Here is a 21,803-nt window from a genome sequence, read left to right as displayed (position 1 = left end):
AAGGTTCAGGTTAAAGTATAGTTGGGTTAGTATTTCTCGTGAATTTCAGTCATGATGCGCACCATTTCGTCGCGGATCACGCTGGATGACTCTTTAAAGTTGTTGTTCATAAAGCTGTAAAGTAGCAGCTTACCACTCTTTGTAATGATGTAGCCGCTTTGGTTATGTACATGCGATAAAGTACCCGACTTACCAAAAACAAACGGCACATCAGCTTTGTAGATGTTGCGGAACGTACCCGGCCTGCCTCCTACAGCCAGCATCGGCAACAGCTTTTCGGTAGGGCGTTCCTGCTGTAGTTTCTGCAGCAAAGCAATAATGCTGCGTGGCGTAAACATGTTCATGCTCGATAACCCAGATCCATCCACCCAAACCGGCTTATCCGGTAAGTCTGCCAAGTGCGTGTTCAGCATGTATTTAATACTTTTCTCTACGGATAGTGTGTCTGATATGGTGCCTGTAGCCAATACCATCAGTTGCTCTGCCATCAAATTGTCGCTTACCTGCAGCATACGTTTATACACGCTGTCAGCTGGCAGGCCAGGTAAAGTAGTTGCTGTTTTTGGGATTGGTCGCTTCAGCAGTTTTACCTCACGCTTCAGGGTATCAGACAGCAGTTGCACCGTCGTCTCTGGTGAGGTAATAAAAGGCACTTCCACGGAAAAGTCGGCTTTGGCTACTTTCGGATAATAAGTGATGTTGTTCGTGCGCCAGCCTCTCACAAAGGAATCGTTTTGCGGCTGCAAAGTAGCTGTGTCTGCCTTCACAGAAGCTTTAAAGTATAAAGGCGTGGTGGTGTAGTCGCTGGCTCCGTTACGGTAAAATTTAACGATGTTGCCGTGTATCGGGAAGATGTTGCGCTCCGGCTGGTAGTAGTAATTATAATCGTCCCAGCCCCAGTTGGTGGCAAAAGGCGTGCTGGTAAAAGGTGCCTCTATGTAGTATAGCTTCTCTTTTCTGTTCTTCAGGAAATCGTAAGCAATGGAGTTTTTCAAATCCATGTGCGTGAACGTTGGGTCGCCGGTGCCCCAGAAAATAAGGGAGTCGCCACTTACGGTATACTTCAGAGCAGGAATGGTATCGCCCAGCATTTTTATACTGGCATAAAAGGTAAATAATTTGGTATTAGATGCCGGTACAAAGTACTTATCGGAATTATGATCCACCACCATTTTCCCTAGCTCAGGGTCGAAGAGGGCAAAGCCAACAAAGCGGTTTACTTTCTTCTCCGACTCCTGCACCCGCTGCAGAATGGTTGCTGGGCCATACTTTTCCGCTGTTGGTTCAGGTTGTTTTTGTGTAACACAGGATACCTGTACGAGCATGAGTAAAGCCAAAAGATAGAAACTTACCGAGCGTATTTGCATGTTTTTGCGGGTTGTTGATCAGAAAGTTTAAATAAATGAATTTTACTATATCCTCAAAGCTTTTACGCTGCTTATTTTATACTTTGATTCCTACCTCCTTAAGATGAAACACATAGTAAGCCGCTGTATTCAAGGCGCAAAGTATAAAAACAGAAAAAAGCTGCATCCTCTACACTACTTTATACTGTCACTATTGTTCGATTAGACCTACTTTGTTCTTAAAGGTGATATAAATCAGCATTATTTGTAATTTTAAAGCTGATATTTACCCCGACATACCTATATTAAGATATGAGAGTAGAACAGATTTACACCGGCTGTCTTGCCCAAGGCGCCTATTATATCGAGAGTAACGGCGAGGCCGCCATCATAGACCCGCTTCGTGAAATAAAATCTTACCTGGACAAAGCCGCTGAGAACGGAGCTACTATAAAGTATGTGCTGGAGACGCATTTTCATGCTGATTTCGTGTCGGGACACCTGGATCTGGCGAAGTCAACTGGTGCACCTATTGTATTCGGTCCAAATGCACAACCTACCTTTGAAGCGCATATTGCCACCGACGGCGAAGAACTTAAAATAGGTGATTTAACCATTCAGGTACTGCACACGCCGGGCCATACGATGGAGTCTACCACCTATTTGCTAAAAGATGAAAACGGTAAGGAATACGCCATTTTCACCGGTGATACGCTGTTTATCGGTGATGTAGGCCGCCCTGACTTGGCCGCAAAATCTGACCTGACGCAGGAGCAGCTGGCTGGCTACCTCTACGACTCGCTGCGCACGAAAATCATGCCTTTGGCTGATGACGTGCTGGTATACCCTGCACACGGAGCCGGCTCTGCCTGTGGCAAGAACATGAGCAAGGAAACTTTTGATACATTAGGCAACCAGAAAAAAAACAACTATGCCCTGCGTGCCGACATGACAAAAGAAGAATTCGTGAAGGAAGTAACCGACGGACTGACACCACCACCAAACTACTTTCCGTTTAATGTGCAACTCAATAAGGAAGGGTACAACAGCATCAACAACATTCTGGAGCAGGGCCTGAAGGCATTATCACCGGAGGCCTTTGAAGCCGCCGCCGCAGAAACTGGTGCCCTTATACTGGATACCCGTAAGCCACAAGCTTTTGCACAGGGCTTTATACCTAATTCGCTGTTCATCGGCATCGACGGTGGTTTTGCCCCTTGGGTTGGCGCTCTTATACTTGACCTGAAGCAGCCTATACTTTTTGTAGCCGACGCTGGCCGTGAAGAAGAAGTTGTTACACGCCTGGCTAGAGTTGGGTACGATAACACGATCGGCTATTTAGAGGGTAGTTTTGTAGCCTGGAAAGAGGCCGGTAAGCCAGTTGATACCATTGTGTCTATTCCGGCTGATGCGTTTGCGGCGCATTATACAGAAGATGCAAGTATAAACGTAATTGATGTGCGCAAGCCAGGCGAGTTCCAGGCAGAGCACATTGAGACAGCGGTAAGCAAACCTCTGGATTTTATCTACGATAACTTTACAAGCCTGCCAACCGACGAAACACTTTACATCCATTGCGCCGGTGGCTACCGTTCTATAATCGCGGCATCTATACTTAGGGCACGCGGCTTTGAAAAACTGGTAGATGTGCAGGGCGGTTATGGTGCTATTTCTAAAACAGATATCCCCAAAACCAACTTTATTTGCCCAAGTACAGTAAAATAATTGTACTTCATAACGAAAGAGCCTGATGATCTGCTAGTTGATTATCAGGCTCTTTGCGTTTTGTTATTCTGTATAGAACCCCATCTTGCCCAGCTGATAATCGCGCATGGCTTGCAGAATCTCCGTTTGGGTATTCATAACATAAGGCCCATGTGATACCATCGGCTCGCCAATCGGTTTGCCAGCCATTAGTAAAACACGTGTGTCTTTTTTGGCCGTTATGGTGCAGCTGTCGCCGTCGGTGTTCAGTACAACTAGCTGGTGGCTCTCTACAAGCCCAAAACTCTCATAGCTTACCTGCCCATCCAGCAAGTATAAAAAAGCTTGATAGCTCTCCGGCACTGGGAACGTATAACTGTTGCCTGCCCGCATAAAAATGCGCAGCGAAAGTATAGGTGTGGCGGTTTTGATAGGGCCGGTCGTACCACGAAACTCACCCGACACTACCTGCACTGTTACTTTTCCTCCTTCCAGTTCCACTAAAGGTGTATCTTCAGCTTGCAAAGGAATATACTCCGGCTGCATCATCTTATGCGACTTTGGCAGGTTTACCCACAGCTGAATGATTTCCTGCACGCCTCCCCTCTCTTCAATATCATCCGGTGGGCGTTCACTATGAATAATACCCATGCCTGCATTCATCCATTGGGTACCACCTTCATAAACCGTACTGTTGTTGCCACGGGAATCGCGGTGGTGCACGCCTCCTTTGTATACAAACGTTACCGGTGAGAAGCCTCGGTGCGGATGCGGAGCCACGCCTGCCAGCTTCGGAATAGTGCCTTCCGGAAAGTGTGTGATATGATGGTGCAGCAGCAGAAAAGGATCCAGCTGCTCTACCTGCTGTGTGGGGAATGGCTGTCGCACAGGCATGCCTCCCATGTCTATCACATCGGCGTAAAGAATACGGTTAACAGTTCGGTTTTTCATTATTAGTTTAAGTGCCTGCATTAAAGCAAATAGGTAATGAAACTCGTATACACATACTACTATGTAAACAAATCAGTTTAGCAACCTTATAGAGAAGCTAGAATACCTGTTTTCTGTATAGTAGTTTTATACAAAGTAGTTCTTTAGCATGTGTACACTTGTTAAAGAACTACACAATACCTTATGTTATATAAAGCTCTGAAAACTAAATATCTGATTAATAAAGCTCCTATAATATGCTATTTTTAAAATAAAAATATTTTAACAAAAAAGTATATATTATATAAAAATAGTACATATATTTAAGACTTAAGAATTTTAATACTAGTAGTAGTTTGCACAAATGGTAAGTCTATAATTACACACTAATAATTAGCAACACAAAAAATGCAAAGGTTCTCTGCAGAGGTCAATTATCTGGAATGTATTGTTGCAGTCAGGCTAAATGGGGAGCTCGATGCAAATACAGCCGTTGCAGCTGATGACGCCCTGCAGGAGGCAATCACTAAGGCGCCAGATAAGCCTCTTCTTATTGATTGCACTGGCCTGCAATACATTTCATCAGCAGGTTTGGGAGTTATACTTTCTTCGTTGCATGCCTGCAATCAAAACAAAACTAAGTTAGCTTTCTGCGGCCTTCAACCAAAAATAAAGAATGTTTTTACCATATTAGGGTTAGAAAAAATCATTCAAACAGCTAAAAACGAAGAGGAGGCAATTAAAATTCTTGTACAAGATGGTATATAGGCTTGAGTCTTTTAAAAGTTATAGTTTAAGGAATTCTTAAAGCTCTAAATCAAAAAAGCCCGGCAAGCCGGGCTTTTTTGATTTAGTTTAGTACATGTCTGGAAAATTATCAAACACAGTATTTAATCTCTTGGGCCATAGCCTGTAGTTCTATTGCCGTACGTATTTCTAGGAGAAATATCGTATCCTGAGTCAAAAATCTGCTGCTCGTCTTTTGGCAGATTACCATAAAAGTTTTGCTTGGCAGTACGGGTTACAGAATATTTCTCCGATGATGCCCCAGCAAAGTTACCTGATGTTGTTTTGTTTACTATACGTTTAGGCATTCTTTGTTTTACAGCCTGTTGCCATGAATTCTTGTAAGGGTTGTACAGTTCTCTGTACTCATTTGTTTGCATGCTATAACCAGAATCATAGTCCTGATCATAAGGATCGTAACTCATACGATCATTTTGATAACCTCTAGACATTGCTTATACTATATTAATTTAACAATAACTTGCACTATAAACGAAATAAAAGTGTAGTGGTTCCTTTCATAGGCTTGTTAAATTAAGATTTGCTTACGCTAACCTCTAGGTGATCTAAAAATTACAACATTTTGATTATCAGCCTTCTACTACTAAAACGATAATTAATAAACTTTGGGTGAAATTAAGAGGCAAAAATTCTGCTACCCATTGTTTATTTTTATAAAAGCTAAAGCAAATGTTATATTCCAAATTTCTATAAAAGAAAGCTGTTCCATGCCTGAAAGTATAAAGGAAGACCTCCTTCAGCACCCATTCAAGCGGTCTCCCCACCAAACAGGAGTAATACAAAATTTTTAGCCAACCAAAAAAATCTGTGCTACCCAGTCCTATTCTTCCTATTACGTTTGCAGTAAGCAGAAGTAGCAAGCTTAGATTGGAAATTGTGCATTTACCCCACAAAATAAGCTTTAGCCGCAAGTCTGTTAAGTAGAAATACGCAACCCATTCCTACATTAAAACTAAATATTAACATATTATAATATAGGCATAGAATTTGCTTCGGTTCTGAAAACATTTTTAACTTTTAAATGAAAACAAACATGAAGAAAATTTTACTTTCTGGCTTGCTGGCACTAATTAGTGTCGGGGCTTTTGCCCAAACAACTCAAGGCTCTATTTCTGTTGGAGGCGATATGGGGCTAGGTAGTCACGCTACCAGCAACATTAATAATGAATATTCTGACGACACAAAAGGAATAAATATTAATCTGTCTCCTTCGGTTGGTTATTTTGTAAAAAATGGCTTGGAAATAGGACTTAGAACAACGCTATCTTTTGGTTCAAGTACCACGCAACATAATCGATCCGATGTAAAAAATAAAATTAACTCCTTTGGCTATGGATTAGGACCTTTTGTTACAAAGTATGTTCCGATAACTGAAAGGCTTCATTTTACTGCCACAGGAGGGTTTGGATTTGACCACGAAAGAACCAAAAATCCTGATCTGGATCAGAAGCTGTTGACAACGACTACGGGATATTATGTATCGGCTGCGCCTGGCCTTACTTTTTTTGCTACAGAGAAATTGGGTTTTTCTATTGCAATGGGTGGTATCAGCTATACAACTTCTACTGAAAAAGTAAAATATAATTCTCCGGAAACAGAAACCACTCGGGATAATTTCAATTTAACTTTTTCGCCTGGTAGCTCCCACATTGGTATTCGTTATTACATAAACCGTTAACAGCAGGCCATGAAGAAAATCATACTTACTATACTTATGGCTGTACTTGTGCAAATAGGGTTTGCTCAGGTGCTGCAAGGAAACTGGACCACTACAGGCTCTATCAGCTATTATAAATCGCAGCAAAACGGTGACAGATATAGCATCAGCTATACTTATGAGCATAAATATTACAACATCAGTCCTACTATAGGTTATGTAGTGGCAAATAATATTGAGGTTGGACTAATAGGGTCATACAACCGAAGTAAATCGAATTCCGAAAAAATTATGGATGCAGGCGTTTCAAATACATTTTATAATGATTCAAGAAGTTGGTCTGCTGGCGTGTATACAAAGGCATACAAATTTCTGCTGAGCAACTTTGCAGTTACCGGGCAGGCAGATGTCAGTTATGATTCCTACTCGTCAGATTTTGCACAAAAAAACATAGCCTACTACTACTCCAATGAGTATGTAGGCGAACATGAACGTAATTATATTTCTGCTACGATAAGCCCAGGCATCTCCTACTTTTTGTCTGATAAAATAAGCCTCAACCTAAAGTATGGTTCTTTAAGCTATACAAAGATGGATAATCAGGCCTATTACAGGAATCAAGCTTATAATAGAGACCATTTAGACGATTCTGCTGCTGATGGACATTCACTTGTGCTTAATTTTTCCAGCAGTTCCTTTGGAGCTGGCTTAAGCTTCTTTTTTTAGGTAATTATACTTTACCACATAAAAAAGCCCGGGCAGTTTATAGCTGCACGGGCTTTTTTATGCTTTAGCTTATACTTACCAACCACTTGCCAGCACATCGGCAATGTGCATGGTTTTAATCGGCTTCTTTTGCTTGTTAATGTATGCCTGCAGGTGCATCAGACAGCTACTGTCCGTGGAGATAATGTAGTCGGCGCCGGTGGCAAGGGCATTGTCTACTTTCTGCTCGGCCATGGCCGTGGAGATAGCCTCGAATTTAACGGCAAAGGTACCGCCAAAGCCGCAGCAGGTCTCGTTGTCTTCCATTTCTATCAGCTCCAGCCCCTGCACATTACCTAGTAACGCACGTGGACCGGCCTTTATACCGCACTCACGCAGGGCGCTGCACGAGTCGTGGTAGGTATATTTACCCTGTAGCGTGGCTCCTTCTATATTTGTAATCCCTATTACATCCGTCAGAAACTCCGTCAGCTCATACACTTTTTTCTGCATGGCCCTGTACTTTACCAGCTTCGACGATTTCACGAAAATATCCTGGTAAGCATTGCGCACCATCCCTACACAAGAGGCAGAAGGCGCTACAATATAATGCGACGTTTCGTTAGAGAAATCATCTAGAAACTTATTAGCTACCTGCCGGGCCTCGTCGAAAAAGCCAGCGTTGAAGGCTGGCTGTCCACAACAGGTTTGGTTTGGATTATAGTTTACTTCACAGCCGACTTTCTCCAGCACTTTTACCATGTTCATACCTGTTTCGGGAAACAGTTGGTCTACAAAACAGGGTATAAAAATATCTACTATTGTTCTTTTTGCCATAATTAAGAAAACACTGCACCAGACGCTGCCAGTGCACGATTAAAGGCGTCTTTGTCTAAGTTCAAATTTAAACCAATCTTTTCGAAGTAGGCTATTAAATTTTCGGTAGCCATGTTGCCCACCAGTTCGTCTTTGGCCATCGGACAACCGCCGTAGCCACGCAGGGCACCATCAAACCTTCTGCAACCTGCATTATACGCTGCCTCTACCTTTTCTTGCCAGGTGCTTGGTGTAGTATGCAGGTGCGCACCAAACTCTATACTTTTAAAAGCCGGAATCAGATTCTCGAAGAGGTAAGTAATATTTTCCGGGTTAGATACCCCAATCGTGTCTGAAAGCGAAATGATTTTTACTTCCAGCTTATTTAATTCCTCTACAAAGCGAATAACCGTTTCTGCATCCCAGGGGTCGTTGTAAGGGTTGCCAAAGCCCATCGAGATGTACGTTACCAGCGTTTTGCCGTGCCGGTGGCAGATATCCTGTATCTGGGCCAGCTGCTCCATCGCCTCGGCTATACTTTTATTTGTGTTGCGCTGCTGAAACGTTTCTGATACTGACAACGGAAATCCCAGGTACTCGATCTGCTTGTGCTGAGCCGCATCGTCGGCACCGCGTACGTTGGCTATAATGGCCAGCAGTTTAGATTTCGTGTTATGCAGTTCAAGATTAGCCAGCACCTCAGCCGTATCGCTCATTTGCGGTATGGCCTTTGGCGAAACAAAGCTCCCAAAATCGAGCGTATCAAAACCTACCTGCAATAAGGTGTTCAGGTAAGCTATTTTCTTTGCAGTTGGAATAAACTCCTTGATGCCTTGCATGGCATCGCGGGGACATTCGATTATTTTCATATTTGGTGGTTCTGAAGCGTGTGCCGCCGGAGCGGTTATACTTCAAAGATACAAATTTACCAGAGCATCTACTTAATACATCGGTTTAGGGTTGGCATAAAGTATAGGAAAAACTGTATCTGTATATAAAACCCCGCTCCCACCGTATATACACCTGACATCTAATTATGCCGCTGCACTATGGAAAACCTGATTGCATACCTCGACGAATCACTGATTCCGCTGGAGAAAAAAGTACAGGAATACCTGGAAGTAGAAAAAGAGATAAGACTGCTCGAAGTTAAAATACTAACACTCCAGAACAAAGTGGCTTCAGTAGATGAGGCAGAGCAGACAGAGCCGCAGGCAGAAGATGTAGGCACAGAAGAAACAGTGCTCAGCCAGCACGAGCAACAAATGGAGCATCTGCTGCAGCGCTATAACGATTTAAAAAATGAGGTAATAGCTATGTTACCAGAAAAGAATAAATTTGTAGAAGTGAATTTGGGCTATGGCCCGAGTATGGTAGGGTATTTTACCGTAGACCACGAAACGCACCACGAACTGCCAGAGCCGGTGCTTCGGGTAGTACACTAATTGTTTATCAAAAACTTAATTTAATGGGTTTACTAATCTTATATCTTTGTATAGCTTTAATTTTTTCATTTTTATGCTCTTTACTAGAAGCTTCGCTGCTAAGTATAACTCCCTCTCACGTAAGCATCGTTAGCAAAGAAGACCCTGCCCTGGGTAAAGACCTGCAGCATTTTAAAGAGAATATAGACCGGCCCCTTGCTGCCATACTTACACTAAATACATTTGCCCATACCATTGGTGCGGCGGGTGTGGGTGCACAGGCCCAGATTATTTGGGGTGATGAGTACCTGACAATAGTATCGGTTATACTTACCATTGTGATCCTGATACTTACAGAGATCATACCTAAAACACTCGGTGCGAATTTCTGGAGGCAGCTTACGCCATTTACCGTTCGTACGCTCAAAATCATGATCTACTCGCCGCTTTACCCGATCATCATACTTTCGCAGTTTATAACCAAGCGACTTAAAACCGAGAAGAACCGCAGTGTGCTTAGCCGCGCAGATTTTACAGCCATGACGGAGCTAGGTATAAAAGAAGGTATATTTAAGAAAGGTGAGTCTCAAATCATACAAAACATACTTCGCTTCAATAACATCCTGGTGCACCACATCATGACACCACGAACCGTGATCGTGAGCGCGCAGCAGGACATGTCTTTAAAAGATTTTTTTAAGGAGTTTACTGATCTTCGCTTTTCCCGGATTCCGATTTATAAAACTAACTTAGATGATATATCCGGCTACGTACTAAAGGATGAAGTAATGTATAAGATGATCAATCATGAAGGTGATATTCCTCTTAATTCTATTGTCAGAACGCTGCAGGTGGTACCGGAACACATGCCAATTCCAAAATTGTTTAACCGCCTGATGGAAAAACAGGACCATATTGCATTAGTAGTGGATGAATATGGCGGCACAGCAGGTATCATAACCATGGAAGATATTGTGGAAACACTCCTCGGAATGGAAATTATAGATGAAATGGACCAGATTGCCGACCTGCAGGAGTGGGCAAAATTAAACTGGGAAAAACGTGCTAAACGAATGGGCTTCAAAAAAGAATAAGCTAAGTTCTTAGTTTTTTTACTTAAAAAGGCCGCTGTAATCTAAGTACAGCGGCCTTTTTAAGTTTATTAGAATTTATGATCCTAATGGAATTGTTCTTCTTCAGTAGAGCCAACTAAGGCAGCCGTAGAGGCAGTACCAGCTGTTACAGTGTTTTGCACCGCATCAAAATAGCCTGTACCCACAAACGATTGGTGCTTCACGGCCTTAAAGCCATCCTTTGTTAAGGCAAATTCACGCTCCTGCAGTTCAGAGTAACCTGCCATGCCGCGCGCTTTGTAAGCCTTAGCCAACTCAAACATACTGGTGTTCAGCGCATGGAAACCTGCCAGTGTAATAAACTGGAACTTGTATCCCATTTTAGCTAACTCTTCTCTAAAGCTTTCCATCTCTTTAACGCTTAGCTTGGCAGCCCAGTTAAATGACGGTGAGCAGTTGTAGGCCAATAACTTACCCGGGAATTCAGCATGAATGGCTTCTGCAAACTGTCGTGCCTGCTCCAGATCCGGGTGAGATGTTTCCATCCAGATCAGGTCGGCGTAAGGGGCGTAGGCTAAGCCGCGAGCTATACCTTGTTCTATGCCGTTGCGAACTATGTAAAAGCCTTCGACGGTACGTGGCTCATCAAGTATAAATGCATGATCTCGTGGGTCAATATCGCTGGTAATCAAGTTAGCTGCATCGGCATCGGTGCGCGCTACAAGTAGAGTCGGTATCCCCATAACGTCTGCTGCCAGGCGTGCTGCCACTAGTTTATTTATAGCCTCCTGCGTTGGTACCAACACTTTGCCGCCCAAGTGTCCGCACTTCTTCGCCGACGACAACTGGTCTTCGAAATGTACTCCTGCAGCACCTGCCTCTATCATCATCTTCATCAACTCAAATGCATTCAGGTTGCCTCCAAATCCAGCTTCGGCATCGGCTACAATTGGCACCATGTAGTCAATTTCGCCATCACCATTTACACTTTGTATCTGGTCGGCGCGCAGCAACGAGTTGTTTATTTTCTTTACCACATTTGGCACCGAATCGGCAGGGTACAAACTCTGGTCCGGATACATCTGCCCTGCCAGGTTTGCATCGGCAGCCACTTGCCAGCCGCTCAGGTAAATCGCATTCAGCCCTGCCTGCACCTCTTGCACCGCCTGGTTACCAGTTAGCGCTCCCAACCCTGCCACATAAGGCTCGGAGTGCAGCAATCGCCAAAGTTTTTCGGCTCCGTTTCTTGCTAAGGTGTGTTCTATCTGCACCGATCCCTGCAGCTTTACAACCTCATCGGCACTGTAAGGTCTTTTAATTCCGGCCCAGCGTGGATTCTCTATCCAATCTCTTTCAATTTTCTGAATTCTATCTTTCTTTGTCATGGCAGTTTATATAATGAGTGATGATTCTAAAATTTATACTTGTATGATATCGCGCCTAGTCAATGTACTTGTAGGCTGGCAGCGTCAGGAACTCGACGAAGCATTTGGAAAGTACTAGTTCTGAGAACAATTGAGATGCTTTCTCGAAGTGGCAATTTTTAAACGTGGCCAGGCCAACTTCCTCTTTTATACCTTCCGTTTCCTCTTTAATGAGCTGCAGCACGCGTTGTTCTGTTATCTCCACGCCATCATCTGTTTTAGTGTGCGGGTGGTGCAGCCATTGCCATACTTGTGCTCTTGATATTTCGGCGGTAGCGGCATCTTCCATCAGGTTATGAATAGCCGCAGCCCCTGTGCCGCACAACCAGTTTCCGATGTACATAATACCCACGTTGATGTTCAGGCGTAGTCCCTGCTCTGTAATTTTGCCGCTTTCGATGTTGAAGTTTGTCAGATCTTCAGATGTTACCTGCACGTCGTCACGCAGCATCCCTTTCTGATGCGGCTTATCGCCCAGTACTTTGTCAAACTCTTTGCGGGCCACCTGTACCAGGTCTGGGTGCGCAACCCAGGTGCCATCAAAGCCATTGTTTGCTTCAAAAGCTTTATCAGCCTCTACTTTTTTAAAGGCATTTTCATTAACTGCAGGGTCTTTGCGACTTGGAATAAAAGCGGCCATACCTCCCATAGCATGTGCCCCACGCTTGTGGCAAGTTTTTACCAGTAAATTAGTATAAGCACGCATAAACGGCACTTGCATGGTTACATCAGTCCTATCCGGGAACAGCACACCTTCCTGTTTTCTAAACTTCTTGATAGCGCTGAAGATGTAGTCCCAGCGGCCGGCGTTCAGGCCTACTATATGGTCGCGTAATTCATACAGAATCTCATCCATCTCGAACGCAGCCGTAATGGTTTCTATCAGCACTGTTACCTTAATAGTGCCTACCGGAATATCCAGCGCCTCCTGGGCCGCTACAAACACATCGTTCCACAATCTAGCCTCCAGGTGGCTCTCCAGCTTTGGCAGGTAAAAATATGGCCCAGTACCACGAGAGATCAGCTCTTTAGCATTATGAAAGAAGAAAAGGCCAAAATCAAACAAAGAAGCTGATACAGGCATATCTCCAAAGTATAAATGTTTTTCGGGCAGGTGCCAGCCTCTTGGTCTTACCTTCAGCACGGCCACCTCTTTGTTTAAGTGGTAGGTTTTACCATTTTGTACCGTAAAGTCAATATCCCTCCTGATAGCATCGCGCAGGTTTAGCTGGCCCTGAATCACATTTTCCCAAGTAGGTGAGTTAGCATCCTCAAAATCAGCCATAAACACATTGGCACCAGAATTAAGCGCATTAATAACCATTTTGCGATCTACGGGACCCGTAATTTCTACGCGCCGCAGCTGCAGGTCGGCAGGTATACTTCCTACTTTCCAGTCTCCTTCACGCACCTGCTCTGTCTGTGGCAAAAAATCAAGTTTCTCTCCTGCGTCTAACCTGTCCTGGCGCTCTTTGCGCAGATTTAGTAACTCTTCTCTCCTGCTGTTAAATTTGGTGTGCAGCATTTCCAGAAAATCGATTGCTTCCGGTGTCAGCACTTCATTTACTCCGGTTTGGTCTTTTGCTTTTATAGTGGCTGTGTTTTCTAAAATCATGGTACTATCAAGTTAAAAGATGAATATTTTTGCTTCTTTAGATACCATATACGCGAAGATTTTATTTTTGGCGAATTTTCGCTAATTATTTTTTTTCGTTTTTTAGGAGATTGTCACAAAAAGCGCTTCCTTAGATAAAAATTCTCCTCTTTTATAAAGCATGAAACTCCAGGAAGACGTAATTAGACTAATATTTGGACTGAAGGTGAAGCAGTTACGAACAGACAAGGGTATATCCCTTACCGACCTTGCTACTGCCACCGGCATCTCCGTATCTTACCTGAACGAGATTGAGAAAGGTAAAAAGCACCCGAAGCCTAGCAAAACTGCCATTATAGCTGATGCACTTGGGGTAAGCTACGATTACCTGGTATCGCTGAAGCTAAACAAGCGCCTGCAGCCAGTGGGGGAACTGCTGCAATCGAATATACTTTCGGAGCTGCCGTTGGAGCATTTTGGGCTGGATATGAGCCGGGTGTTAGATCTTTTTGCCACAGCTCCGGCCAAACTGAGTGCTTTTGTAAATACACTATTGGAGATCTCCAGGGCTTTCGACCTGCGGGTAGAACAGTTTTACTTTTCTGCCCTTCGCTCTTACCAGGAACTGCATGATAACTACTTCGACGACATAGAACTGGAGGCGGAGCGTTTCCTAGAGCAGTATCAACTGGAGGAAGAAACCACTCCTACTTTTGAGGAACTGGCAACTATACTTCAGAATCAATTTAACATAACAATTGCAACAAACACTTTTGATGCACATCCTGAGCTGGCAACCTTACGGTCTGTTTTAATTCCGGGCGCTACTCCGCAACTACAATTAAACCCTACCTTAACACCGCACCAAAAAGCCTTTGCCCTAGCCCGGGAAATTGGTTTCCAGTACCTGCAGCTGCGGGAGCGGCCTTATACTTCTACCTGGGTGAAGGTGGGTTCTTTTGAGGAGGTGCTGAATAATTTTAAGGCGTCATACTTTGCCGGTGCCTTACTACTAAACCAGGATAGGCTGGTTGAGGACATACAGCAATTTTTTGCGCAAGACAAGTGGCGGCCGGAGCTGCTGCTGCAGTTAATGGAAAAGTATAATACCTCGCCAGAAACTTTGCTGCATCGCCTTACATCGCTGTTACCTAAATTTTTCGGTATTAAACAGTTGTTTTTCCTGCGCTTCCAGCACCAACAGGCAACAGATAGTTATTACTTAACAAAAGAGTTGCACTTATCGGGCCTGCATAACCCGCATGCGTCATTCCTGAACGAACACTATTGCCGCCGCTGGATATCCATTACCTTACTGGAACAGGCTGAACAGGATGAGCATCTGGCTAATATACTGGTAGGGCTTCAACGCTCTTCCTACATCAATTCTGATAACGAATACCTGGTATTGGCACTTGCCCAGCCAGCAGAAAACCGCCATGGCACCGTCAGCATCGGACTTTTAATCAACGAGAACCTGAAAAACAAAGTGAGATTCTTAAATGATCCTGCCATACTTAACCGCTTGGTAAACGAGACCTGCGAACGCTGCCCCGCTCCAGATTGCCTGGAACGTGCTGCCCCACCTCTTATACTGGAGAAACAACTGTGGCAGGAGAAGCTGACTGAGACGATTAATGGTTTGATTAAAGGAAGATGATAATTTAATGATTATACTTCTGGCGCTAGCTTCCAGTTGGTGACATATTTTGGGTGAGAGTTTCCAGACTCGGTTTTGCAGTACCGGCCCCATCACCCCTGCCCCTAATTACCTAAGGGGGGGGCTGCTACTGCTGCTTTGCATGTGAAGGTTCTTTAGCCAAAGTACAAATCCACAATAAATACTCATTCCCGTTTAGCCTGATAATTTAAAAAATCCTATCTTCGAATCGGAGGAGCCGGAACTTGCCGGCACAGCAGGAGAAGAACACGTTGTAGCCATGTCCCAAATCTTTTTTCGACAAACCATCACCCACGAGGAGCTAAATGCCCCACTCTCTCTATATGAGCTGCACCAGCAGATCAGAGAGGAGTTGGAGGTGGCGTTCCCGGAAACGTACTGGGTTGTGGCCGAAATTGCACAGGTAAGCGTGGATCGGCGAAAAGGCCATTGCTACCTTACCCTGGTAGATAAAGGCGACGATGCACGACAGATGCTGGCACAGGCAAAAGCTACTATTTGGGCCTCGCGTTACCAGATGCTGAGCCGCTACTTCGAAGAAAAGACAGGGCAACAGCTAAGAGCCGGATTAAAGGTACTGCTACAGGTATCAGTGCGTTTTCATGAATTGTATGGCCTGAGCCTCGATGTATCCAGCATCGACCCAAATTATACTATCGGCGACCTGGCAAGGCAACGACAGGAAACCCTGAAGCGACTAACAGCAGAGGGTTTGTTGGAAGCAAACAAAGAGCTTGAGCTACCGCTTGTGCCGCAGCGCCTTGCCGTTATTTCATCGGCAACGGCAGCCGGTTACCAGGATTTTGTGCACCAACTGCAAAACAACAGCTACGGATATACTTTTGAGACCACTCTTTTCCCGGCAGTAGTACAGGGTAACGAGTCGCCGGCATCGGTGGCCGCAGCCTTTGCTAAATTAGCAAAGTATAGCAACCATTTTGATGCCGTTGTACTGATACGCGGAGGAGGATCACAAACAGACTTGAGCTGCTTTGATGATTATAAGATAGCTGCTGCCATAGGTAACTCTCCCCTACCCGTACTTACCGGTATTGGCCACGAACGCGACGAAAGTATTGCCGACATTGTAGCACATACACGGCTTAAAACGCCAACTGCCGTGGCAGGATTTCTGATCGATAGATTTAGAGAAGCCGAAGAAATAGCAGAGGATCTTTTCGACAGGATCAGGATGTTTTCCGCGCAGCAGCTAAAGGTTAACGATAATAAACTGGAACGCTTAAATCTGCGGATTGCAAATACAACTCAACAATTACTGCAAGGCAACAAAGACAGACTGGAGCAGCTATCCAGAGGCCTGCTCTTAAAACCTAAATCATATCTGGAGCAGCAAAGGCACCTGGTAAGCAACCTGGAGAAGGATATACATTCTGAAACTAAAGATTTGCTACACCAGCGGGAAAAGTATCTGCAGGAGCTGTCTGTTTGCGTGGAAGGTAAAAGCCAGCGTTGGCTGCACATGAAAGAGCACGAGCTTAACCACCTGGTGCATTGCCTGGAAACCGAAGCCAAGGACAAACTACAGAAAAGCCAGATTGCTTACACTAAGTATAGCGATAAATTAAAATATTGTGCACAAAGGAAGCTGCAGCAGGAAAACCATCGCCTGAAACTCCTGGAAATGAGCATTGAGGCCAATAACCCGGAGCGGTTGCTTTTACGAGGGTATACTTTAACATTGCTTAACGGCAAGATCGTCAAAAGTATAAAAGAAGTAAATAACGGAGACATTATGGAGACCCGCGTGCAGGACGGCACCCTCCACAGTACAATAGTAAACATCGATACAAATGAATAAGAACCTGAACGAAATGACCTACCGCGAAGCTACGCAGGAGTTGGAGGAGATACTACGCGCTATTGAGAATGATGCCGTGGACGTGGATGAGCTAACGCAAAAAGTACAACGTTCGTCGCAGTTAATAAAGCTTTGCAAAGAAAAATTGCGCAACGCTGAGAAGGCAATAGACCAAGTGTTTAACGAAGAAAATTGCGAACAGCCTGCAAAGTCTGGTGATGCTAAGCCGGCAGCTGGTGGTAATACACTGTTTTAAACCATTGTACGATTGTGCCCCAGCTTCTTTTAAAGGTGGCCTATACACTCCTTTCTAAGGTAGTAAGAGCGTATTTTATGAAGTTAAGTGAAAGGTACGATAAGCTGTAACTTAAACAGCGTGAGAGATCTTTTTAAAACTAAGTCAAGAAGAATTCTCACAAGTTTCTAAATGCCATATAAAGTATAAAAGCCGGTGCAACTAGATTTGCAGCGGCTTTTATACTTTATACTTTTCTAACTTTTACGAGCCTGTCATCATAGCGTCTGTAGCCTGCTCTGATCCTGAGTGGCGCAGCAGTTTAGAAAGCATCCAGCGGGCTTCCTGGCAGGTATCCAAGTGGTACTTGGCTATGGAGCTTCCGTTTCCAATTTTTACAGTATAAGCCTCACGTGGCATGGCCTTAAAAACATCTTCGTCTCCCCAGTCGTCGCCGATAGCTAGAACGAACTCGTGCGGGTATTTACCTAGCCAGTAGCTGGCGGCTTTACCTTTGTTTATTTCCTGCGCCTTTACCTCAACTGCCATTTGCCCGTCCAGCACCTGCAGGTTACTGTTGGTAGCTAAAAAGTTTAGGTGGCTAACTAACTCTCGGGCACGCAACTCGCCTAAACCAGTTTCAACTTTGCGGTAGTGCCACACCAGCGAGTAATCTTTTTCCTCAATAAAAGAGCCAGGTGTACGGTCTACGTAAAGTTCCAAAATCAGGCGTATGTCGCTTTTCCAGTCATCCATCAGACTAAGTACCGTTTGCCAGCCGGAGTTTTTTTGCTTTATCCAGACACCATGCTCTGCAATAATATCTATGTTCAGATCCCCCAGCCAGTCTTCCATATTATCTTTATCGCGGCTGCTCACTACTACTACCCTGTTTTTAGAGTCGCTGCCTAATTTATCCAGCAACTCCATCAACTCCTCTGATGGGTTTGCCATCAATGGCCGGTTAGAGTAATCTACAAGAGCTCCGTCATACTCCAGGAAGAACAACCGTGAACTGGCCGACACATAAGAATCTGTAAGTTCTTGGAAAGTTGCGTTATCCAGGTAACTGGTAGCCATAGAAAGCTGTTTGATTTTCACATAAGCCAGCCTGTCCATAAACATCGACACCCAGTGGTGTATATTATAGCGCTTAATAGACTCCTGCATGCTTCGCATATGAACCTTCTGCTCCTCTACCGGCATGGTAAGTGCCTGGTAAAGGGTCTCTACCATCTGGTTAATGTCGTTCGGGTTGATAAGCAAGGCATCAGAAAGCTCTTTAGACGCGCCGGCCATTTCACTTAGAATAAGTACCCCTGTCTGGTCGTGTTTACTGGCTACATATTCTTTACATACCAGGTTCATGCCGTCGCGCATTGGTGTTACCAAGGCTATGTCTGCCATTCTGTAAAAAGCAGATAAGGTTTCAAGCGGATAAGAGCGGTAAAAGTATTGTATTGGATTCCAGTCGATGTGGCTATATTTTCCGTTAATGCGGCCTACCATTTCGTCAACTTCCTCTTTCAGCTCTTTATACTTTTCCACTTCGTCGCGGCTTGGCACCACCAGCATTACCAGCGTTACCTTATCATGAAACTCAGGGTACCGTTCCAAGAATTTTTCAAATGCATCCAGACGCTGCGGGATGCCCTTAGAATAATCTAACCGGTCTATTGAAATGATCAGTTTATCTGCTTTAAGGTTTGAGCGGTAAATACGCTCACGCTTTTCAACTTCCTCAGACACGGCAGTTTGGGAATACTTTTCATAGTCTATCCCCATCGGGAAGGAGTCTACGAGCAAAGAGCGTGTGCCCATATTTATCCAACCATGCATGCTGCCATAACCAATTAACCTGTTTACAGAACTCAGAAAGTGGCGCATGTCGTCATAAGTATGAAAACCAACTAAATCTGAGCCTAGCATACCTTGCAGTAGCTCTTTGCGCCAAGGCAGCAACCTGAAAACCTCGTAGCTAGGAAAAGGAATATGTTGGAAATAACCGATTGTACAGTCTGGTAGTTTTTCACGCAGCATTGAGGGCAGCAAGAGCAACTGGTAATCATGTACCCAGATGGTATCGTCAGGGCCGGCCTGCTTTACAACTTCCTCGCAAAATTTCTGATTCACAGATACATAAGTTTCCCAAAACTGCTGGTCGTAAACTGCATACTGAGAGAAATAATGAAAAGTGGGCCAGAGTGTCTCGTTACTAAACCCCTCATAGTATTCTTTAATCTCGGCCTCAGATAGAAAAATAGGATACATACTTTCCTTCTGCAGTTCCGTAATTACTATCTGCTGCTTTTCTTCTTCCTCCACCACTTGGCCAGGCCAGCCAATCCACAAATTATCGCCCTCCTTATAAATAGAGCCTAAACCTGTAGCTAATCCGCCCTCACTTGTTTTAAATTGTAGTTCACCCTCCTTTTCCTGGAGTTTAACGGGAAGTCTATTTGATACTATGATCAGTTTTGCCATGTAAGCTATATAAATGATACTAAGCTGCTTAAACAGTCGGGCATTATTTTACCTGTAAACAACAACTCGAATTAAACCTCTGCTTTAGTTATAATCTCCTCATTATTACGCAAAGCACCTTATAAGCGTTTTCTATATATAGAAATTTAACTATAAATTAATGACGCTCAGCTTGTGTAACATTAGCCTTTACTTAAAATACCCGCTGAAGCTGCCATACGTTAAGTAAAGGGTGATTATTTGTGCTCACTAATTCCTATAGTTTGGATACCAATTATAACACATTCCGTAGTACCTAAGCATGAGTAGAATTTCAGATTTTATTAACCAGTTAGATGATTTTGTACTGGGTTTAGGTATTTGTGTTATCGCACTCATTATAGGCTCCATTTTTAAGCTTGTAACTTTTAAAATTCTTCGTGTTTATAACAAAGAAGAAAATCCGCTGTTGGTTCGCTCACTAACCCATCATCTAAATCAGCCGCTTTCACTCCTGATACCACTATTGTTCCTATCCTTTGCCATGCCACTGCTGCCCTACTCCGACAGCACAGTGTACATTTTGAAAAGGATAATAGAAGTGCTTGGGATAGTTACTTTTGCCTGGACGCTGATAATGTTTACCAATGTGGCACGAGACCTTGTGCGCAACAAATACCAACTGGATAAGTCGGATAACTTTAGAGAGCGTAAGCTATTTACGCAGCTGCAGTTTATCCGGAAAATAACCATCGTGCTGATTGCCTTTATCGCGTTGTCTATGATCTTGCTAAGCTTTGATGCTGTTAGAAAACTAGGAACAGGTTTGCTTACATCGGCTGGTGTGGTAGGCATTGTGGTAGGTATAGCCGCACAAAAGTCAATTGCCAACTTACTGGCTGGCCTGCAAATTGCGTTTACGCAACCTATCCGTATAGACGATGTACTGGTGGTAGAAAACGAGTTTGGCCGTGTAGAGGAAATTACGCTTACTTATGTGGTGCTTAAAATATGGGATAACCGCCGCATGATCCTCCCCTTAAATTATTTTATTGATAAACCTTTCCAAAACTGGACCCGTACCGGTTCTGATATATTGGCCACCGTTTATATTTACACAGATTATACTATACCTATTGAGGAAGTACGCAGCGAATTTGAAAGGATACTGGCAAGCACAGAACTTTGGGACAAACAGGTAGCAGTATTGCAGGTTACAGACTCAAAAGAAAACTCTCTGGAGTTACGCGCTTTAATGAGTGCTAATAGTTCTGGTATTGCCTGGGACCTGCGCTGCCTGGTGCGCGAAAAGCTGGTACAGTTTATACAGCAAAACTACCCCGATGCGTTACCGAAGGTACGTACAGAATTTACTAACCCTTCTTTGCAATCGTTCATAAAACATCCTTAACTTTAATCATCACCCTTACGCCACAGCATACCATACATGGATTTATTTGAAGGTATAAACCCCACCATTGTACAATGGGTCATCATCCCGTTGTTAATATTTCTGGCCCGCATTTGCGATGTTACCTTAGGCACACTGCGCATTGTTTTTATATCCAAAGGCGATAAGATTATTGCGCCTTTACTTGGTTTCCTGGAAGTGCTTATTTGGTTAATAGCCATTACGCAGGTAATGGAAAACCTGAACAACATAGCTTCATACTTGGCTTGGGCCGGCGGTTTTGCAACCGGTAATTTTTTAGGTTTACGGGTTGAGCAGAAACTGGCACTAGGACAAATGGTAGTACGTGTAATCACTGTAGAGCCTGCCGATAAACTGATAGACCGGCTGAAAGGGCGGGGCTACCGCCTTACCTGCATCGATGCACGTGGTACCCGTGGCAAGGTAAACCTGCTCTTCCTGATTGTGAAGCGCAAAAAGCTAAATGAGGTGATAGACATTATCCGGGATTACAACCCGCAGGCCTTCTACTCTATTGAAGATGTTCGGTCAGTATCAGAATTGGATTTACCTCAAGAGGAATCACAAAGACAACTGGACTTACGCAGACTCTTCCCCCTGCGTAAGGGAAAGTAATTTGAGTTAAAGGGTTTGGGAGTTAGAGGGTTGGGGAGTTATGTCTCCCCTCAATCTGTTCCAAGTATAAAGTATGGC

Annotated in this window: 19 protein-coding genes; 11 read left to right on the top strand and 8 right to left on the bottom strand. The window is 44.1% G+C overall.

Annotated features, from left to right (window positions below; translation table 11 throughout):
- Positions 1–26: 26 nt before the first annotated feature.
- The gene (locus WG943_RS18430) at positions 27–1,367 is read right to left on the bottom strand and encodes a D-alanyl-D-alanine carboxypeptidase (RefSeq protein WP_340411265.1); all 1,341 of its coding nucleotides are present in this window, start codon (positions 1,365–1,367) and stop codon (positions 27–29) included.
- Positions 1,368–1,658: 291 nt separating this feature from the next.
- Between WG943_RS18430 and WG943_RS18425 the strand changes: the two genes are divergently transcribed.
- Entirely contained in the window at positions 1,659–3,071 is a 1,413-nt protein-coding gene (locus WG943_RS18425) for an MBL fold metallo-hydrolase (protein WP_340411264.1), read from the top strand.
- A 63-nt stretch (positions 3,072–3,134) separates the two neighbouring features.
- Here the strand turns inward: WG943_RS18425 and WG943_RS18420 are convergent, their stop codons facing one another.
- Positions 3,135–4,001 (bottom strand): pirin family protein, encoded by an 867-nt coding sequence (locus WG943_RS18420; protein ID WP_340411263.1) that lies wholly within the window; start codon positions 3,999–4,001, stop codon positions 3,135–3,137.
- 387 nt (positions 4,002–4,388) lie between these two features.
- On the opposite strand from WG943_RS18420, the gene WG943_RS18415 reads away from it, so the two are divergent.
- Positions 4,389–4,748, top strand: a complete 360-nt coding sequence (locus tag WG943_RS18415; protein WP_340411262.1) for an STAS domain-containing protein — start codon at positions 4,389–4,391, stop codon at positions 4,746–4,748.
- A 122-nt stretch (positions 4,749–4,870) separates the two neighbouring features.
- Here the strand turns inward: WG943_RS18415 and WG943_RS18410 are convergent, their stop codons facing one another.
- Positions 4,871–5,218, bottom strand: coding sequence for a hypothetical protein (locus tag WG943_RS18410; protein WP_340411260.1), 348 nt, complete (start codon positions 5,216–5,218; stop codon positions 4,871–4,873).
- A gap of 602 nt (positions 5,219–5,820) precedes the next feature.
- Here WG943_RS18410 and WG943_RS18405 point away from each other — a divergent pair.
- Together WG943_RS18405 and WG943_RS18400 are read left to right on the top strand one after the other, a co-directional pair.
- The gene (locus WG943_RS18405) at positions 5,821–6,465 is read left to right on the top strand and encodes an outer membrane beta-barrel protein (RefSeq protein WP_340411258.1); all 645 of its coding nucleotides are present in this window, start codon (positions 5,821–5,823) and stop codon (positions 6,463–6,465) included.
- A 9-nt stretch (positions 6,466–6,474) separates the two neighbouring features.
- Positions 6,475–7,170, top strand: coding sequence for a hypothetical protein (locus WG943_RS18400; RefSeq protein WP_340411256.1), 696 nt, complete (start codon positions 6,475–6,477; stop codon positions 7,168–7,170).
- A gap of 75 nt (positions 7,171–7,245) precedes the next feature.
- Here the strand turns inward: WG943_RS18400 and WG943_RS18395 are convergent, their stop codons facing one another.
- Both WG943_RS18395 and WG943_RS18390 read right to left on the bottom strand, forming a co-directional pair.
- Entirely contained in the window at positions 7,246–7,986 is a 741-nt protein-coding gene (locus WG943_RS18395; protein ID WP_340411255.1) for a (Fe-S)-binding protein, read from the bottom strand.
- Positions 7,987–7,988: 2 nt separating this feature from the next.
- Positions 7,989–8,834 carry a hydroxymethylglutaryl-CoA lyase gene (locus WG943_RS18390; RefSeq protein WP_340411253.1) on the bottom strand — a complete coding sequence of 282 codons (846 nt, stop codon included), beginning with the start codon at positions 8,832–8,834 and terminating at the stop codon, positions 7,989–7,991.
- Between the two features lie 180 nt (positions 8,835–9,014).
- On the opposite strand from WG943_RS18390, the gene WG943_RS18385 reads away from it, so the two are divergent.
- A complete protein-coding gene (locus WG943_RS18385) occupies positions 9,015–9,410 on the top strand; it encodes a hypothetical protein (RefSeq protein ID WP_340411252.1) in 396 nt (131 codons plus the stop codon).
- 23 nt (positions 9,411–9,433) lie between these two features.
- Entirely contained in the window at positions 9,434–10,483 is a 1,050-nt protein-coding gene (locus WG943_RS18380; protein ID WP_340411250.1) for a hemolysin family protein, read from the top strand.
- A gap of 83 nt (positions 10,484–10,566) precedes the next feature.
- On the opposite strand, the gene aceA is transcribed toward WG943_RS18380, so the two are convergent.
- Together aceA and aceB are read right to left on the bottom strand one after the other, a co-directional pair.
- On the bottom strand, positions 10,567–11,847 hold the full coding sequence (aceA, locus tag WG943_RS18375) for an isocitrate lyase (RefSeq protein WP_340411249.1): 1,281 nt from the start codon (positions 11,845–11,847) through the stop codon (positions 10,567–10,569).
- A 55-nt stretch (positions 11,848–11,902) separates the two neighbouring features.
- Complete coding sequence (gene aceB, locus WG943_RS18370; RefSeq protein WP_340411248.1) at positions 11,903–13,501, bottom strand: malate synthase A; 1,599 nt, start codon at positions 13,499–13,501, stop codon at positions 11,903–11,905.
- Positions 13,502–13,661: 160 nt separating this feature from the next.
- Between aceB and WG943_RS18365 the strand changes: the two genes are divergently transcribed.
- The 3 genes from WG943_RS18365 to xseB all read left to right on the top strand — a co-directional run bounded on the left by WG943_RS18365 (position 13,662) and on the right by xseB (position 17,236).
- Positions 13,662–15,140: a helix-turn-helix domain-containing protein gene (locus tag WG943_RS18365; protein WP_340411246.1), complete on the top strand. Its 1,479-nt coding sequence runs from the start codon at positions 13,662–13,664 to the stop codon at positions 15,138–15,140.
- A gap of 280 nt (positions 15,141–15,420) precedes the next feature.
- A complete protein-coding gene (xseA, locus tag WG943_RS18360; RefSeq protein WP_340411244.1) occupies positions 15,421–16,980 on the top strand; it encodes an exodeoxyribonuclease VII large subunit in 1,560 nt (519 codons plus the stop codon).
- Positions 16,973–17,236, top strand: a complete 264-nt coding sequence (gene xseB, locus WG943_RS18355) for an exodeoxyribonuclease VII small subunit (RefSeq protein ID WP_340411243.1) — start codon at positions 16,973–16,975, stop codon at positions 17,234–17,236. Before xseA ends, xseB begins: the two co-directional genes overlap by 8 nt.
- A gap of 243 nt (positions 17,237–17,479) precedes the next feature.
- Here the strand turns inward: xseB and WG943_RS18350 are convergent, their stop codons facing one another.
- On the bottom strand, positions 17,480–19,699 hold the full coding sequence (locus WG943_RS18350) for a bifunctional alpha,alpha-trehalose-phosphate synthase (UDP-forming)/trehalose-phosphatase (protein ID WP_340411241.1): 2,220 nt from the start codon (positions 19,697–19,699) through the stop codon (positions 17,480–17,482).
- Positions 19,700–20,000: 301 nt separating this feature from the next.
- On the opposite strand from WG943_RS18350, the gene WG943_RS18345 reads away from it, so the two are divergent.
- Positions 20,001–21,089, top strand: a complete 1,089-nt coding sequence (locus tag WG943_RS18345) for a mechanosensitive ion channel family protein (protein ID WP_340411240.1) — start codon at positions 20,001–20,003, stop codon at positions 21,087–21,089.
- A gap of 36 nt (positions 21,090–21,125) precedes the next feature.
- Positions 21,126–21,725, top strand: coding sequence for a DUF2179 domain-containing protein (locus tag WG943_RS18340; protein ID WP_340411239.1), 600 nt, complete (start codon positions 21,126–21,128; stop codon positions 21,723–21,725).
- Positions 21,726–21,803 lie beyond the last annotated feature (78 nt).

Origin of the sequence: Pontibacter sp. H249, assembly GCF_037892465.1 — a bacterium.
Lineage (GTDB): Bacteria > Bacteroidota > Bacteroidia > Cytophagales > Hymenobacteraceae > Pontibacter.
Note: the sequence above shows the minus strand (reverse complement) of the source record. Positions and strands in the feature narration are given on the sequence as shown.

What these genes read in the sequence shown, in the direction of transcription:
- WG943_RS18430 (WP_340411265.1), bottom strand. Translation starts at nt 1,367, where the DNA reads ATGCAAATACGCTCGGTAAGTTTCTATCTTTTGGCTTTACTCATGCTC.
- WG943_RS18425 (WP_340411264.1), top strand. Translation starts at nt 1,659, where the DNA reads ATGAGAGTAGAACAGATTTACACCGGCTGTCTTGCCCAAGGCGCCTAT.
- WG943_RS18420 (WP_340411263.1), bottom strand. Translation starts at nt 4,001, where the DNA reads ATGAAAAACCGAACTGTTAACCGTATTCTTTACGCCGATGTGATAGAC.
- WG943_RS18415 (WP_340411262.1), top strand. Translation starts at nt 4,389, where the DNA reads ATGCAAAGGTTCTCTGCAGAGGTCAATTATCTGGAATGTATTGTTGCA.
- WG943_RS18410 (WP_340411260.1), bottom strand. Translation starts at nt 5,218, where the DNA reads ATGTCTAGAGGTTATCAAAATGATCGTATGAGTTACGATCCTTATGAT.
- WG943_RS18405 (WP_340411258.1), top strand. Translation starts at nt 5,821, where the DNA reads ATGAAGAAAATTTTACTTTCTGGCTTGCTGGCACTAATTAGTGTCGGG.
- WG943_RS18400 (WP_340411256.1), top strand. Translation starts at nt 6,475, where the DNA reads ATGAAGAAAATCATACTTACTATACTTATGGCTGTACTTGTGCAAATA.
- WG943_RS18395 (WP_340411255.1), bottom strand. Translation starts at nt 7,986, where the DNA reads ATGGCAAAAAGAACAATAGTAGATATTTTTATACCCTGTTTTGTAGAC.
- WG943_RS18390 (WP_340411253.1), bottom strand. Translation starts at nt 8,834, where the DNA reads ATGAAAATAATCGAATGTCCCCGCGATGCCATGCAAGGCATCAAGGAG.
- WG943_RS18385 (WP_340411252.1), top strand. Translation starts at nt 9,015, where the DNA reads ATGGAAAACCTGATTGCATACCTCGACGAATCACTGATTCCGCTGGAG.
- WG943_RS18380 (WP_340411250.1), top strand. Translation starts at nt 9,434, where the DNA reads ATGGGTTTACTAATCTTATATCTTTGTATAGCTTTAATTTTTTCATTT.
- aceA (WP_340411249.1), bottom strand. Translation starts at nt 11,847, where the DNA reads ATGACAAAGAAAGATAGAATTCAGAAAATTGAAAGAGATTGGATAGAG.
- aceB (WP_340411248.1), bottom strand. Translation starts at nt 13,501, where the DNA reads ATGATTTTAGAAAACACAGCCACTATAAAAGCAAAAGACCAAACCGGA.
- WG943_RS18365 (WP_340411246.1), top strand. Translation starts at nt 13,662, where the DNA reads ATGAAACTCCAGGAAGACGTAATTAGACTAATATTTGGACTGAAGGTG.
- xseA (WP_340411244.1), top strand. Translation starts at nt 15,421, where the DNA reads ATGTCCCAAATCTTTTTTCGACAAACCATCACCCACGAGGAGCTAAAT.
- xseB (WP_340411243.1), top strand. Translation starts at nt 16,973, where the DNA reads ATGAATAAGAACCTGAACGAAATGACCTACCGCGAAGCTACGCAGGAG.
- WG943_RS18350 (WP_340411241.1), bottom strand. Translation starts at nt 19,699, where the DNA reads ATGGCAAAACTGATCATAGTATCAAATAGACTTCCCGTTAAACTCCAG.
- WG943_RS18345 (WP_340411240.1), top strand. Translation starts at nt 20,001, where the DNA reads ATGAGTAGAATTTCAGATTTTATTAACCAGTTAGATGATTTTGTACTG.
- WG943_RS18340 (WP_340411239.1), top strand. Translation starts at nt 21,126, where the DNA reads ATGGATTTATTTGAAGGTATAAACCCCACCATTGTACAATGGGTCATC.